Below are 14,662 nucleotides of genomic sequence, written 5' to 3'. Positions count from 1 at the left end.
ATATGCCGCAGGGAAGTTTACAGAATAGATACGATCAGAAAGAATTAGAGGTGAATGCACTTCTAGAGATCACGCAGGCGGTTAATAGTAACTTATCTGAAGAGTACTTATACAAAATCTTCGAATTCACCCTTCGGGCAAACCTTAAATTGGATAAACTGACACTTTATGTGAAAGAAGCTGATTGGGAATGCAAAGTACAATTCGGCACAGAAAAAGACTTCACACAAGTATCCTTGGGAAGTAGTTGTTTGCAAGTAACGGATACCACAGAAATTAAGAAGTTGGATCTAGAAGTGCCCTGCTTTTCGGAATTCGACATTATTATCCCAGTAAAGCATAAAGACAGGCTCTTGGCCTTCGTTTTTGTAAAGGTTAAAAGCAAGTCGGAAGACCTTGTAGATACCACATTTATTCAAGCACTCAGCAATATCATGTTGGTAGCGATAGAGAATAAACGCTTGGCTAGAAAGCAGCTAGAACAGCAAGCTTTTCAGCGAGACATGGAAATTGCCAGCAATGTCCAAAACTATCTTTTCCCCAAAGACCTACCGAAAGTTGGACGAATAGAAATTGAAGCTTTCTATCAACCTTGCCGCACAGTTGGTGGAGATTATTACGACTACATCACTTTGGAAGAAGAAAATCAGTTTGTGGTTTGTATAGCCGATGTTTCTGGAAAGGGAATTCCTGCAGCCATATTGATGTCGAATTTTCAAGCAGTTCTAAGAACGATCGTGCGAACGGCAAGTGATCCGCTAGAAGTTGTGCAGGAGCTTAATTACCATCTATGCCGAAACGCAAACCGTGAGAACTTCATTACCTTTTTCATGGCGGTTTATGATTACAACACCAAAGAACTGCGGTATATAAACTCTGGTCATAATCCACCATTATTACTTGACAAAAATGGTCAAATACAGAAATTAACTATCGGTTCTACTGTTTTAGGAGCTTTCGATCCATTACCTTTTATCGAAATGGGAAGCGTGAAGCAACTTCAAGAGTTTACGCTCTTTTTATTTACCGATGGTCTCACAGAAACCTTTAATAAAGAAGAGGAGGAGTTCGGTACAGAAAGACTGGAAGAGTTCTTAAAGTCTCAAAATGGTAAACCATTAGAGACAACTCACCAAGCCTTGTTAGAAACGTTAGATGCATACCGAGCAGGTCATCCCTTTGACGATGATTTGACTTTCCTATCTTGTAGGGTAAATAATGATACCGTATAAGTCACCCATTGTTTTTGAGCATCTCTGGCCTGATTTGATTTGGCGAATGCCAAGCAACGAGCAAAAGATTTATCTGACATTCGACGATGGTCCTATTCCAGAGCTAACGCCTTGGGTCTTAAAAACGCTCAAAAACCATGATGCTCTCGCGACTTTCTTCTGCGTTGGTGAGAATATAGAAAGACATCCAGATATTTTTGATGCTATAATTAAGGAAGGCCACAGCATTGGCAACCATACACAAAATCATTTGAATGCTCGAAAAGTACCTTCGAAAGACTTCATGGAAAACATTGAGAAGTGTGATCGAACATTGCAAAACCGTGGCATCCATACCGATCTATTCCGGCCACCTTATGGACGATTTAGGGCTGAGCAAAGAAAGCTTCTAAAAGACAGAAGGCTAGTGATGTGGAATGTACTGAGCCAAGATTACGACGCGAAGCTTAACCCTGAAACTATTTTATCTAAGTGTATTGAGGTAACGGAACCAGGTTCCATCATTGTTTTTCACGACAATGTAAAAGCGACTAAAAATTTACAAGAAGTACTTCCGAAGTATTTGCGATACTTTTCCGATCTAGGTTATCAGTTCGAGCGCTTATGATCACTTTTTTTATCGTAATTTATGGTGTCCTTTTCCTTGTGGAGCTTTTCTTGGTTCTGTCTTTCTGGTTTAGATTCAAGAAAGTGCCGATCATCTCCGCTGATAATTTACCATACATTACGGTCCTCGTTTGTGCCAGAGATGAGGAAGGAAATCTGGAAGGTTGTTTGAATTCCATTTTGGCCTCTGACTACCCGATAGAGAAGATGGAAATTCTAGTCGGAAATGATAATAGTGAAGATAGTACGCCAGAGATTGTAGCAGCATTTGCTTCAAAGTATAGTTCAGTCAAAGGTGTTGAGATTCAGCACGAGAAGGATGGTTTAATAGCTAAGGCTAATGTCTTGAACCAATTAATAGATCAGAGCAGTCATCAATTTCAAGTAATCATTGATGCCGACATGGAAGTGGCATCGTCATGGCTAAAAACGATGGTTTCAGCACTCGACGCAGGCTATGATATGGTTAGCGGATATACTCGAGTAAAACGTTCGAATTGGCTAGCCAATCTACAGTTTATGGATTGGCAAACAGTGCTCCATACGATGAAATCAATGGCAGACTTGATCAGACCCATTTCGATTTTAGGAAATAATATGGCCTTTAATAAACTGGCTTATGATAAGGTTGGAGGGTTTATTGGACTAGGCCCAACAGATGTCGAGGATTTAGGCATCCTCCAACGATTTCAGAAATCTGGATTCAAGACTATCCAGTTAGTAGAGCAAAAAGGATACGCAGAAACTAAACCGCAGCTAGCCTTTAACGAACTTTTAACCCAAAGGTGTAGGTGGATGAATGGGGTGTTTACCCATCATTTCATACTCGGTATACCCGCACTTTTTGCTAGGCTTTGGGTGGTTTTCTTTGCCATAAGCCTTTTCCTGAGTAGCGAAGTAGCATTCATCATTTTAGCGTACGGCCTTGTTACTAGTTGGCTCAAAAGCCGAACTATGACCATCAAAACAAAATCTAGCGGTTTAATTTTTATTATTGAACCCATTATTATTAGTCTTTTGGATACTTTAGCGCTCCTCAGACTAATATTTATTGGAAAAGTAAGCTGGAAAGGTAGAAAACACTCATGATTGACAGTCACGCACATATTTACACAGAGCAATTCAAAGAAGATATTGATGCTACGCTCGAGCGCGCGAAAGAAGCAGGTTTAATCAGGATTTACATGCCCAACATTGACCATACCTCTATTGACAGCATGCTTGAGCTTGAAAGTAACCACCCAGATTATTGCATCGCTACAATGGGACTGCATCCTTGCTCTGTGAAAGCCGATTTTGAAAAAGAGCTATACATCGTCGAAGATTGGTTAAGTAAGCGAGAATTCGCAGCGATAGGAGAGATGGGGACCGATCTATATTGGGATAAAAGTTTTTTGGACCAACAAATAGAAGCATTCAAAATCCAAGTAGGCTGGGCTAAGTCCTACAAAAAGCCAATAATCATTCACTGCCGAGAATCTTTAGATATGACGATCGACTTGGTGGAGGAGTTGAAAAGCGACGATTTAACTGGAGTATTTCACTGTTTTAATGGCAGCGTAGAACAGGCAAATAGAATAAAGGAGTTAGGTTTTTATATTGGATTGGGGGGCGTTTCTACCTTTAAGAATGCAGGAATGGATCAGGTCATTCCAGAGATAGATATCTCAAATGTCGTCTTGGAAACAGATAGCCCATATTTAGCCCCGGTACCGAATCGTGGAAAAAGAAACGAGCCAGCCTTCATCAAGTTGATCGCTCAAAAAGTCGCTGATTACTATCAGAAACCATTAGAAGAGATAATTTCGCAGACTGTCGCCAATACAAACAAACTATTTCAATTCGATGCTTGAGTTAGATCCGATCGTTCACTTTGATCTCTTTGATCAACCAAAATCAAGGCTACTAATCATCTATACAGGTGGAACCTTAGGGATGGATTATGACGAAACAGGAACCTTGGTGCCCTGTGGATTCGATAGTGTATTAAGGAGAGCCCCCGTTGTCAAAGAGCTTCATATTAACCTATCGGTAATCTCCTTCACTAAACCGATTGATTCCTCTAGTGTGGAGATACGCCATTGGCAACAAATGGCAAAAATTATCTTCGATAATTATGGTGATTACGACGGTTTCTTGATTTTGCACGGTACCGATACGATGGCATATTCTGCATCGGCCTTGAGTTTTATGCTACAAGGTCTTAATAAGCCAGTCATATTTACGGGGGCACAATTGCCGATTGCCTCACCACGCTCCGATGCTACCGAAAACTTGGTTACTTCACTGGAAATAGCCTCCGATAAAGAAGATGGTATTCCAATCATTAAAGAGGTGTGCATTTTCTTTAATAATAGGTTGCTCAGAGGTAACCGAGCAAAAAAAGTAGAAAGTCAACAATTCGATGCATTTGAATCAGAAAATTATCCGGTACTGGCCAAGGCGGGTATTACTATTGATTATCAATGGTCTTATCTAATGCCCAGTACAAACGAAAAGCTTCGATTGATTGATCGAATGGACCCATCAATTGTAACGTTAAAGCTTTTTCCAGGGCTCCAAACGTCTACCGTTGATCATCTGATAAAGGCACCTAACATAAAAGGTGTAATTCTGGAAAGCTACGGCGCTGGCAATGTCCCACATGAAAAGTGGTTTTTGGACTTACTCGAAATGGGCGTGAAGTCGGGAAAAGTAATTTTAAATATAAGCCAGTGTAACGGAGGAAAAGTTATGCATGGTAAATACGAAACTAGTAGTAAGCTAGATCAAATAGGAGTTATCAGTGGAGAAGATTTGACTACAGAGGCGGCAACAACTAAAATGATGCATGCATTAGCAGTTTGCACAAAGGCTGAAGAAGTGAAAATATGTTTAACATCTCCGATTAGAGGCGAAATGAACTGATTTTTCCTAGCTGACAAAAACAAAATTGAGCTTGCATACTGAAATTATTATTGATTTATTTGTCAGCCTGTGAGAAGCGCAGAGTCGTGAAAGGAGAGGTGTCCGAGTGGCTTAAGGAGCACGCTTGGAAAGCGTGTGTACCTCTAAAGGGTACCGAGGGTTCGAATCCCTCTCTCTCCGCAGATCAACTAAAACTTTAAGTGTAAATTTCTTTTAACGATATTTATTAATAATTTAGAACCCGTTTTAACCTTTATTAATCAAAACTAGACTATGAAAAAGTTATTCTCTTTACTGATGATCCTTGGCATTTTTGCTTTTGGATTTAACGCTGCCGCTCAGGATTCTCCAGCAGTAGTTGATGGGCAAGCTGTCTCAGATACTACGGCGGCCGCTCAAGAACCAGATCCATATCCAGAGGATGCAGAGTATGAGATTGCCGAAGAAGAGCAATCTTTCGATCAAATCATTAAAGATAAATTTATTGAAGGTGACCCTCAATTTATGTCACCAGTACTTATCTGTCTTATTCTTGGATTGGCTATCGCCATCGAAAGAATTATTAGCTTAAACCTTTCTACTACTAACACTCAAAAATTATTGAGTAAAGTGGAAGACGCACTTGAATCAGGTGGAGTTGAAGCAGCTAAAGAGGTAACAAAAAGTACAAGAGGCCCAGTAGCGTCGATCTTTACTCAAGGACTAATGAGAATGTCTGAAGGTATCGAAATGGTTGAAAAATCAGTTATCGCCTACGGATCAGTTGAAATGGGACGATTAGAAAGAGGTCTTGTTTGGATTTCTCTTTTCATCTCACTAGCTCCAATGCTTGGTTTCATGGGTACTGTAATTGGTATGATTGGTGCATTCGACGCAATTGAGGCAGCTGGTGATATTTCTCCTTCTCTTGTAGCAGGTGGTATTAAAGTAGCACTTTTGACTACGGTTGCTGGTCTAATTGTAGCGATCATTCTTCAGTTATTCTATAACTACTGTGTATCTAAAATTGACTCTATTGTGAACTCAATGGAAGATGCATCTATTTCTTTAGTAGACCTTTTAGTTAAGCACAAGCTGACTAAGTAATCATTGTTAACTCTAAAAAGATAAATTATGAGTCAGGAACAATGGATAGATATTGGATTGTATGGATCAATGGTTTTGATCTTAGTAGCTATCGTAGCTGCTATTGGGATGAACATTGTTAATGCCATTAGCAATCCGAAAACGCTCGTTAAAGGAGCAGCAGGAATTGGCCTTTTAGCAATTGTATTCCTAATTGGTTATTCAATGGCGCCAACTGAGTTTGGAGCTTCTACCGCAAAAGCATTGGAGGCGTCTAAAATAGACCCTACTAGTGACGGTGCTGGTAATATTTACAAACTTGTCGGCGGTGCTATGACAACTACTTTAATCCTAGTTGTGATCGCTGTTGTAGGTTTAATTTACTCATCGGTATCAAGAATAATTAGATAATTATTATGGCAAGAAGTAAAGACAAGGGAAGTCAGGAAGTAAATGCAGGCTCTATGGCCGATATTGCATTCTTACTATTGATTTTCTTCCTTGTAACAACCCAGATTGCCACTAACAAAGGACTAACACTTCTTCTTCCACCAAAACAAGAGGAAGATGAACCAATCGAAATCAAGCAGCAAGAGAGAAACCTGTTTAAAATACAGATTAACTCAGAAGACCAGTTGCTTGTTGAAAACGAACCGTTAGACGATGTTACGCAGATAAGAACAATGGTTTATGATTTCGTGCTCAACTTTGGAAAGCCGAGTGATACCAAAAAAGGTAAAGCTAAGGTGAGTGACAGAGAAGTTTACGAATCTTTACCAGGTGCAATGAAATCTTATATTGCTAGAAGCTTAGGATCAGATGAGTCATCTGATGGTCCGAGCAGTGCAATTATTTCATTGAAAGCTGACCGTGGAAGTAGCTATGCAATATTCATTAGCATATTGGATGAGCTCAACGCGGCTTACAATAGAATTTATGGTGAAAGAGTTGGTTTGACTGATGAGGAATTCAGAAAGTTAAACAGAAACGATCCTCGCCAGAAAGAACTATATGATAGAGCTAGAGCGGGTATCCCGAAAGCTATCTCGATTGCAGAACCATCATCAGTAGGAGGATAATATTATGTCTAAGTTCAAGAAAAAGAGTGAATCAAGTCAGGATATACCTACAGCTGCACTCCCGGATATTATCTTTATGCTTCTTTTCTTCTTTATGGTAACAACCGTATTGAGAGAAACTGAGCTGAAAGTAAAGCAAGTAATTCCGAGAGCGGAGCAATTGGTGAAACTAGAGAAGAAGAAGTTGGTAACCTACCTTTATGTTGGGTCACCAAAAGATGAGTCTCTAGGTTCTGAGCCATTGATTCAGGCAAACGACGCATTTATCAGTACTGATAATATTGTACAATGGGTAAATGAAGAAAAGTCTAAATTGAGTGAAGTAGAACGTGATCAAATCACCGTCTCTTTGAAAGTAGATGAGGATACCAAAATGGGTATCATTGTTGACATTCAAACAGAGTTGAGAGAAGCGAATGCTAGAAAGATCATGTATGCTGCGCCAACTAAGGCAAAGGATAATTAAAAAGAATAACTTTTAAGTATATTAAAAACCTCAGTCATCGACTGAGGTTTTTTTATGGATTTATGTTTATAACTTTTTGAATAGGGCTTGACCCCTCCTCTATAGAGAAGCCACTTTATGAGCAATCTTAAACTTAACGATAAACGAACAACCAATGGTTGGGCAATGTATGACTGGGCCAATTCGGTTTATTCATTAACAATTACTACAGCAGTCTTTCCCATTTACTATGAAGAAGTTACAACGACCGCAGACGGTAATACACTCGTTAAGTTCCTGTTCTGGGAGTTGCCAAATACAGTGCTATACTCATATGCCTTGTCCTTTTCATTCTTGATTACGGCACTGATGCTACCACTTTTAAGTGGAATTGCCGATTGTACTGGTAAGAAGAAGTTATTCTTAAAGATTTTCGCCTACCTGGGTGCCATGTCTTGTGCAGGAATGTTCTTTTTCGAAGGAAGTAATATTGAGTTTGGTATTCTGATGGTCATACTTGCTAGCATAGGGTATTCAGGTGGTTTAGTGTTTTATGATGCCTTTTTGCCAGAAATTTCTACCGTTGATAGGTACGATAAGTTGAGTGCTAAAGGATATTCTTTAGGATATGTCGGCAGTGTGATACTACTGATATTCAATCTCATAATGATTCAAAAACCAGAGGTTTTTGGCTTAGAGAGTGGGTCTTTACCCGCTAGAATATCCTTTTTAACTGTAGCTATTTGGTGGATAGGGTTTTCACAAATCACCTTCCGAAGGTTGCCAAGTAATCCATTTAATAGAAAGGCTTCCGATGCATGGCTTAAAAAAGGTTATCAAGAATTACGAAGCGTTTATCGAGAGATTCAGGGTTTACCGAATCTAAAACGTTATGTTTTAGCCTATTTCTTCTTCAATGCCGGCGTTCAGGCAGTCATGTATTTGGCATCACTTTTCGGCGCCAAAGAGTTGAATTTAGAAACAGCAGCCCTTATACAGATTGTCTTAATCATTCAATTAGTGGCAATCGGAGGAGCCTACCTTTTTGCCGAGCTTTCGAAGCGAAAGGGAAATATAGTGTCCCTGATGGTGATGATCGGCATATGGGTTTTGGTATGTGTCATTGCATTTTTTATCAAGACAGAACTCCAGTTTTACGGTCTCGCATTTCTTGTAGGAATAATCATGGGAGGGATACAAGCTTTATCCCGATCTACCTATTCAAAACTTATCCCTAAAGAGACAGAAGACCATGCCTCATTTTTTAGTTTCTATAATGTAACCTTCAACCTGTCCATTGTCATGGGAACGCTGGCCTATGGTTCCATTGAGTTACTCACGGGATCGATGCGATATAGTGCCATTGGGTTGAGCGCGTTTTTTGTCATCGGTTTAGTCCTGATCCAAAAAGTAAAAGTAAAAAGTGCTTGATCATCGGCTAGCCGACTCTTGTCTTGCGAAATCAGGAATTCGCAAACGTTTGCAATAACATTAGTGCCCTTAAGACGTTTAATCGCCTCCTTTTATGCTTATAATTGATTAACACGGCTGCAAGGCAAATCAAAATTTATTTGCTGAGGTCGATTTTGAACAAATTAAAAAGAGCATGAAAAAATTATTCAACCCATTGATTGCAATGGTCTTATTGACCTTTGCAATAACTTCCTGTGACAACGGGAACGCAGATTTCAATATTGTGGACGTAGCGCCAGTGATTAGCATTAGCGATCCTGGAAGCATTGTTCAAGGAGCAGCTGTTTCTATTTCAGTAGATTTTACTGACGGATCAGAAGATTTAGCACAAAGTACGCTTGCTTCTGCTTCGTATGATCTTACTAATGCTACGGCTTCTGTAAGCTCAGGTACATTTTCCGTGTCTGGAAGAACAGCTACAGGAACTGTTTCTATTGCAGGTGGCTTAGCCGAAGGTTCTTACACTTTAAGTGTAACCGCTGTCGATACTAACGGTAATTCAGGAACTGAGACATTCAGTTTTGATGTAACTTCTGACTTTTCAGTTGGAATCATTGGATCAGCAACGCCAACAGGTTGGGATTCTGATACCGATCTGACTTTTGTAACGGGTACGCAGTACGAACTTACAATTGATTTGACAGCTGGTGAAGCTAAATTTAGAACAAACGATGATTGGGGTACAAACTGGGGAGATTCAGCTTTCCCAATGGGAACTGGTGTACAAGATGGCGATAATATTCCAATTGGAGCCGCAGGAACTTACCTTGTGACATTTGATACTTCCACTGGAGCATACTCGTTTACTGCACAATAGGAAAGAATAATTACAATATAAAAAGCCCTTCAATGGGCTTTTTTTTAACCCCATTCGATATGACTAGATTCTTGCTTTCCTTCGCGTTTTGCTTGACATTCGCCAGTTTGGCCACTGCGCAAATCGTGACTTTAGAGCCATCAAACGCCAATGGCGAACAAGAAATCAAGATTGTTTTTGATGCTACCCAAGGTGATGCCGGATTGGTGGGAGCATCAAAAGTGTATATGCACTCAGGTGTGGTTATCGATAGTCCAACAGGAACGGACTGGACTAATGTAGTCGGAAACTGGGGTAACGATGACGGCGTGGGCTTAATGACCAAAGTCAATGGTGAGAGCGATAAGTGGGAGATTACACTTACCCCTACAGCCAGAGACTATTATGGAGTATCAGATGGAACCAATATGTTCCGCTTATCAATGGTCTTCAGAGATGCCGATGGCTCCTCAAAAGGGGCAGGAACACCGGGTTCAATCAATGGAGGAGAGGTTACCTCTAATGGAGATATTTATATGAACTTAGCAGTCTCCAACTTTGTGCAAATTACAGCGCCAACTGCCGAAGATATTTTTGTCCAAGATGGTGAGTCTATTACCTTATCAGGTAGTGCATCAAGTTCAGTAACAACAATGGCCATACTCATTGATGAAGGGAATGGCTTTGAGGAGAAAGCAAGTGTTTCGACAGGAACTACTATTAACTACGATTTTGAACCGACACAGAGCTTTAGAGGCACTATGAAGGTTATGGCAACAATTAATGAAGAAGATGTTGAGATTACTCAACCTTTAAACGTAAACATAACCTCTGCCACTGAGGTACTTGATTTACCAGCTGGACTCAAAAAAGGAATTAATTATCAAGATGATTTAACAAAGGCTACGCTAGTGCTCGAAGCTCCCGGAAAGGATTTTGTGTACGTAGTGGGGGATTTTAATAACTGGGAAATTCAAGCAGACTACCTCATGAATGTAACGCCCGATGGTGAACTCTTCTGGCTTGAAATTTCAGATTTAGTCGCAAACAAAGAGTACGTTTTTCAATACTGGGTAGAGGGATCAATTAAAATTGGTGATCCTTATGCTGATAAAGTAGCTGACCCATGGAATGACAGTTTTATCCCTGCCTCCGTTCATAACGATATACCGGATTACGATAAGACAGACTTTGCCATAGCAACCACACTAGAAACTGGTCAAACACCTTTTGAATGGGATGCTTCAGAAGATAGCTATCAGCGGCCTGACAAGGAAGATTTAGTGATTTATGAATTACTCGTCAGAGACTTTATAGGATCACATGATTACAAGGACTTAGTGGATACGCTAGACTACCTATCCAATTTAGGAGTGAATGCGATTGAGTTAATGCCAATAATGGAATTTGAAGGCAACGAGTCTTGGGGATATAACCCAATGTACTTTTTTGCTCCAGATAAATACTACGGTACAAAAGACGATTTAAAGAATTTTATTCAGGCCTGTCATAAAAGAGGGATCGCGGTGATCCTAGATATGGTATTAAATCACGCATTTGGACTAAATCCGATGGTTCGTATGTATTGGGATGAAGCTGCTGGAAAACCCGCCGCAGATAGCCCATGGTTCAACCCTGATGCGACACACCCTTTCAATGTCGGATTTGATTTCAATCATGAAAGCACATACACGCAAGACTTTGTCGATTCTGTGAATGCCTATTGGATCAATGAGTATCACTTCGATGGCTACAGGTTCGACCTGTCCAAAGGGTTTACTCAAACGAATAATCCTTCCGATGTAGGCGCTTGGTCAAGTTTTGATCAATCTCGCGTCGATATCCTCACTAGAATGAGTGATAAACTTTGGGAAACCGATGAAGAGGCCTATGTGATTCTAGAGCACTTTGCTGATAATGCGGAAGAGACTGCCTTGGCGGCAGAAGGTATGCTTTTATGGCGCAACGTTGGGTTCCCATATTGGAAAGCCCTTGGAGGGGAAGCCACAGAAACATTTCAAGGAGCTACAACAGATTCACATGTTTCCTATATGGAAAGTCACGACGAACAACGTCAGCTTTGGGAAGTTTTCCAAGAAGGAGGCTCTGAAGAAGGCTATAACACAAGAGATACAACTATCGCGCTGGAAAGGTTGAAAATGAATGCTGCGTTCCTTTACACCCTTCCGGGCCCTAAAATGCTTTGGCAGTTTGGAGAGTTGGGCTACGATATAGATATCAACTTCAATACACGTGTAGGTAATAAACCCTTAGTATGGGGCGAAGGTAGTTTGGGCTATTACGATGACCCATTAAGACAATTTACTTATGATGCTTTTGCAGCCATCTTAGACCTAAGGAAAATGGTAAACGAAGAATCGAATGTGACTTATGCATACGATTTTAGTGGAGAAACCAGATCGATTACGATCGACTCGGATGATTTAGATGTGCTTGTCGTTGGAAACTTTGGTTTGACTACAAACGATATGGCCATAGAGTACACACAAACAGGAAACTGGTATGACTATTTTTCGGGCAGTACTTTTTCTGTAGATGACGCCAATACAGATATTGCCTTGGCACCAGGAGAGTTTAGAGTTTTCACTTCAAACCAAGTCTCAGAAGGTTTTGCAGATGTAGTAGAAGTATTTGAAAATCCAGTTACGGTTTCACCAAGTGAGTTTAGTCCAGATGATGAAATCACGATTACTTTCGATGCAACGAAAGGGAGCTTTGATGGGACAAATGGCTTGCAAGGTGCAGATAAAGTATACATGCATGCTGGAGTTGTATTTGGCGATGTTAGTTCTGAGAATCTTGAAAATATAGTAGGAAACTTGACGGATGATGGCGTTGGTCAAATGACAAAAGTGTCAGGCACAGACGATAGCTGGGAAATTACTATAACACCGACCGACTATTTTTCTATCACTTCAGGCGAAGCGGTAAGAATAGGAATGTACTTCCGTGATGCTGATAATAGCAATAGGGGAAAAGGCTTTAGAGGCTCTACCATCTTTGTAGACATGGAGCTGCAGGGAGAGTTAGTAACTATTACACCTGCACAATTCGATCAGGATACTCAGATTACATTAACATTCGATGCTCGGTTCGGTAATCGTGGCTTAGTAGGCGTCGATAAAGTATATATGCATTCGGGTATTGCCCTCTCAGAGAATAGTGTTGAATTTGATGATTTCATTGTTGGTAACTGGGGTGAAGATGATGGCGTTGGACAAATGACACGTTCGTCAGCGAATAATAATCAGTGGCAAATTACAATGACACCAACGACATACTATGGGATGAGCGAAACCGACGTGGCTTATCGACTTGCCTTTGTTTTTAGAAATGCCGATGGTAGCAGAAAAGGGGAGGGACTCCCAGGGGAATTCGAAAACGGAACAGTATTATCCAATGGTGATATATTCTATGATATCCCGATCATTAAGCAAATAACGAGTATAGAAGATGAACTGCCAGGGTTTAATTATTACCCTAATCCAACCCAAGGAATAATAAATTTTTCTGGTGAAATCCCAGGTACTCCTAGAAAAGTTGTGATCCATGGTTTAAATGGGCAGCAAGTCTTTGAAAAGAACTTAGCGAGTGGTAGGCTAGAACCAATCGATATTTCTGGTCTTAAATCTGGTCTTTACTTGCTAAGAATACTAACAGATCAAAAAGGCTACACGTTAAAGGTATTGGTCCGATAAGTAGGCCTTAGAAATAACAGAATAAAAAAAGGTGAGTTTATACTCACCTTTTTTTATTCAAATCTCATATGCTTCACAGAGTCTCCAGAGTCTCGCAGCTCTCTTAATGAATCGATGCCAATATCGAGATGGGCATTCACATAGTCTGCCGTTACCTGCTTATCACTGTCTTCGGTTTTTACGCCTTCCGCGATCATCGGATTATCGGAAACTAATAAAAGCGCACCCCTTGGGATTTCATTCACGAAGCCCACTGTAAAAAGAGTAGCCGTTTCCATATCAACCGCCATCGCTCTTATTTTCCTCAAATACTTTTTAAAAGCTTTATCATGTTCCCAAACACGTCTGTTAGTAGTATAACATGTACCAGTCCAATAATCTCTTTGGTGCTTTTTAATCATTGAAGAAACAGCTCTTTGAAGTCTAAATGAAGGAAGAGCTGGGATTTCCACTGGCATATAATCATTACTCGTTCCTTCGCCACGAATAGCGGCAATAGGTAGGATCAAATCACCAAGCGCTGTCTTTTTCTTTAAGCCACCGCACTTGCCTAAGAATAATACTGCTTTGGGATCAATACTACTCAACAGGTCCATAACGGTAGCGGCCATGGCGCTACCCATTCCAAAATTAATAATTGTGATGTTCTCAGAAGTGGCACTTTGCATGGGCTTATCCAAACCTCTAATCTCAACATCGAATTTTTCCGAAAACATTTTTACATAGCCGATAAAGTTGGTTAGCAAAATGTACTCTCCGAATTCGTTGAGCGGTACACCGGTATATCTTGGTAGCCAGTTTTCAACTATTTCATGTTTGGTTTTCATAGATGTGCAAGGGTTTGAATGAAATTTTTAGCTTTGCCAAATGTTGGAACTAAATCTTCCGAAGTATAAATATCGCATCGAACAAAGAGATGGTAAGTTAGCTATTTTCGATCCGATACGGAAGAAGTTCATTGTTTTGACGCCAGAAGAATGGGTTAGGCAACACTTCCTGAATTATCTGAATGAGCACTTGAACTACCCTACAACTCTAACGAGTGTAGAATCAGGTTTGAAGTATAATACTAGGTCAAAGAGAAGTGATATACTCATTATGGACAATAGTTTGAAGCCATTGGTGCTGGTAGAATGTAAAGCACCTTCTGTTGCCATCAATCAAGGCACTATTCGACAATTGTCAGTTTACAATGCTGTTTACAACGCTAAACTACTCGTTGTCACGAATGGAATGGTAACGCATGCCGTATTATCATCTGAATCTTCAAGCTCATATGAACCACTGAGTCAAATTCCTGACTATAATCACTTGAAAGCATTGATTTGATTCATTAAATT

The 14,662-nt window shown here is 40.2% G+C and carries 14 protein-coding genes and 1 tRNA gene; 14 read left to right on the top strand and 1 reads right to left on the bottom strand.

Translation table 11 applies throughout. The features are described 5' to 3' along the window. Positions 1–2: 2 nt before the first annotated feature. From BFP71_RS18260 to BFP71_RS18200, 13 genes are all read left to right on the top strand, one after another. Positions 3–1,232: a PP2C family protein-serine/threonine phosphatase gene (locus tag BFP71_RS18260; protein ID WP_069836841.1), complete on the top strand. Its 1,230-nt coding sequence runs from the start codon at positions 3–5 to the stop codon at positions 1,230–1,232. Then, positions 1,219–1,839 (top strand): polysaccharide deacetylase family protein, encoded by a 621-nt coding sequence (locus BFP71_RS18255; RefSeq protein ID WP_069836840.1) that lies wholly within the window; start codon positions 1,219–1,221, stop codon positions 1,837–1,839. Before BFP71_RS18260 ends, BFP71_RS18255 begins: the two co-directional genes overlap by 14 nt. Beyond that, positions 1,836–2,927 (top strand): glycosyltransferase, encoded by a 1,092-nt coding sequence (locus BFP71_RS18250; protein ID WP_069836839.1) that lies wholly within the window; start codon positions 1,836–1,838, stop codon positions 2,925–2,927. Before BFP71_RS18255 ends, BFP71_RS18250 begins: the two co-directional genes overlap by 4 nt. Then, positions 2,924–3,691 carry a TatD family hydrolase gene (locus BFP71_RS18245; protein WP_069836838.1) on the top strand — a complete coding sequence of 256 codons (768 nt, stop codon included), beginning with the start codon at positions 2,924–2,926 and terminating at the stop codon, positions 3,689–3,691. The genes BFP71_RS18250 and BFP71_RS18245 overlap by 4 nt, the downstream gene beginning before the upstream one ends. Then, positions 3,684–4,745 carry an asparaginase gene (locus tag BFP71_RS18240; RefSeq protein ID WP_069836837.1) on the top strand — a complete coding sequence of 354 codons (1,062 nt, stop codon included), beginning with the start codon at positions 3,684–3,686 and terminating at the stop codon, positions 4,743–4,745. Before BFP71_RS18245 ends, BFP71_RS18240 begins: the two co-directional genes overlap by 8 nt. A 92-nt stretch (positions 4,746–4,837) precedes the next feature. Beyond that, positions 4,838–4,925, top strand: a tRNA-Ser gene (locus BFP71_RS18235). A 93-nt stretch (positions 4,926–5,018) separates the two neighbouring features. Then, positions 5,019–5,831: a MotA/TolQ/ExbB proton channel family protein gene (locus BFP71_RS18230; protein ID WP_069836836.1), complete on the top strand. Its 813-nt coding sequence runs from the start codon at positions 5,019–5,021 to the stop codon at positions 5,829–5,831. Between the two features lie 27 nt (positions 5,832–5,858). Continuing rightward, entirely contained in the window at positions 5,859–6,221 is a 363-nt protein-coding gene (locus BFP71_RS18225) for a hypothetical protein (protein WP_069836835.1), read from the top strand. 5 nt (positions 6,222–6,226) lie between these two features. Next, positions 6,227–6,889: an ExbD/TolR family protein gene (locus BFP71_RS18220; RefSeq protein ID WP_069836834.1), complete on the top strand. Its 663-nt coding sequence runs from the start codon at positions 6,227–6,229 to the stop codon at positions 6,887–6,889. Positions 6,890–6,893: 4 nt separating this feature from the next. Next, the gene (locus BFP71_RS18215; RefSeq protein ID WP_069836833.1) at positions 6,894–7,355 is read left to right on the top strand and encodes an ExbD/TolR family protein; all 462 of its coding nucleotides are present in this window, start codon (positions 6,894–6,896) and stop codon (positions 7,353–7,355) included. Between the two features lie 117 nt (positions 7,356–7,472). After that, a complete protein-coding gene (locus tag BFP71_RS18210) occupies positions 7,473–8,765 on the top strand; it encodes an MFS transporter (RefSeq protein ID WP_088125111.1) in 1,293 nt (430 codons plus the stop codon). A 175-nt stretch (positions 8,766–8,940) separates the two neighbouring features. Further along, positions 8,941–9,624: a SusF/SusE family outer membrane protein gene (locus tag BFP71_RS18205; protein ID WP_069836832.1), complete on the top strand. Its 684-nt coding sequence runs from the start codon at positions 8,941–8,943 to the stop codon at positions 9,622–9,624. 59 nt (positions 9,625–9,683) lie between these two features. Next, entirely contained in the window at positions 9,684–13,322 is a 3,639-nt protein-coding gene (locus BFP71_RS18200) for a DUF4961 domain-containing protein (RefSeq protein WP_176723388.1), read from the top strand. Between the two features lie 53 nt (positions 13,323–13,375). Here BFP71_RS18200 and BFP71_RS18195 read toward each other — a convergent pair whose 3' ends face one another. After that, positions 13,376–14,149, bottom strand: a complete 774-nt coding sequence (locus BFP71_RS18195; protein ID WP_069836830.1) for an AMP nucleosidase — start codon at positions 14,147–14,149, stop codon at positions 13,376–13,378. A gap of 40 nt (positions 14,150–14,189) precedes the next feature. Here BFP71_RS18195 and BFP71_RS18190 point away from each other — a divergent pair, with 40 nt between their 5' ends. After that, positions 14,190–14,651, top strand: coding sequence for a type I restriction enzyme HsdR N-terminal domain-containing protein (locus BFP71_RS18190; RefSeq protein ID WP_069836829.1), 462 nt, complete (start codon positions 14,190–14,192; stop codon positions 14,649–14,651). Positions 14,652–14,662 lie beyond the last annotated feature (11 nt).

This window comes from Roseivirga misakiensis (genome assembly GCF_001747105.1).
In the GTDB taxonomy this organism is placed as follows: Bacteria; Bacteroidota; Bacteroidia; order Cytophagales; family Cyclobacteriaceae; genus Roseivirga; species Roseivirga misakiensis.
This window is presented reverse-complemented; position numbering and strand designations above follow the sequence as displayed.

Excerpts from the sequence above, each read along its gene's own strand:
- BFP71_RS18220 (WP_069836834.1), top strand. The coding sequence starts at position 6,227 with ATGGCAAGAAGTAAAGACAAGGGAAGTCAGGAAGTAAATGCAGGCTCT.
- BFP71_RS18225 (WP_069836835.1), top strand. The coding sequence starts at position 5,859 with ATGAGTCAGGAACAATGGATAGATATTGGATTGTATGGATCAATGGTT.
- BFP71_RS18205 (WP_069836832.1), top strand. The coding sequence starts at position 8,941 with ATGAAAAAATTATTCAACCCATTGATTGCAATGGTCTTATTGACCTTT.
- BFP71_RS18195 (WP_069836830.1), bottom strand. The coding sequence starts at position 14,149 with ATGAAAACCAAACATGAAATAGTTGAAAACTGGCTACCAAGATATACC.
- BFP71_RS18245 (WP_069836838.1), top strand. The coding sequence starts at position 2,924 with ATGATTGACAGTCACGCACATATTTACACAGAGCAATTCAAAGAAGAT.
- BFP71_RS18255 (WP_069836840.1), top strand. The coding sequence starts at position 1,219 with ATGATACCGTATAAGTCACCCATTGTTTTTGAGCATCTCTGGCCTGAT.
- BFP71_RS18230 (WP_069836836.1), top strand. The coding sequence starts at position 5,019 with ATGAAAAAGTTATTCTCTTTACTGATGATCCTTGGCATTTTTGCTTTT.
- BFP71_RS18215 (WP_069836833.1), top strand. The coding sequence starts at position 6,894 with ATGTCTAAGTTCAAGAAAAAGAGTGAATCAAGTCAGGATATACCTACA.
- BFP71_RS18190 (WP_069836829.1), top strand. The coding sequence starts at position 14,190 with ATGTTGGAACTAAATCTTCCGAAGTATAAATATCGCATCGAACAAAGA.
- BFP71_RS18200 (WP_176723388.1), top strand. The coding sequence starts at position 9,684 with ATGACTAGATTCTTGCTTTCCTTCGCGTTTTGCTTGACATTCGCCAGT.
- BFP71_RS18250 (WP_069836839.1), top strand. The coding sequence starts at position 1,836 with ATGATCACTTTTTTTATCGTAATTTATGGTGTCCTTTTCCTTGTGGAG.
- BFP71_RS18240 (WP_069836837.1), top strand. The coding sequence starts at position 3,684 with ATGCTTGAGTTAGATCCGATCGTTCACTTTGATCTCTTTGATCAACCA.
- BFP71_RS18260 (WP_069836841.1), top strand. The coding sequence starts at position 3 with ATGCCGCAGGGAAGTTTACAGAATAGATACGATCAGAAAGAATTAGAG.
- BFP71_RS18210 (WP_088125111.1), top strand. The coding sequence starts at position 7,473 with ATGAGCAATCTTAAACTTAACGATAAACGAACAACCAATGGTTGGGCA.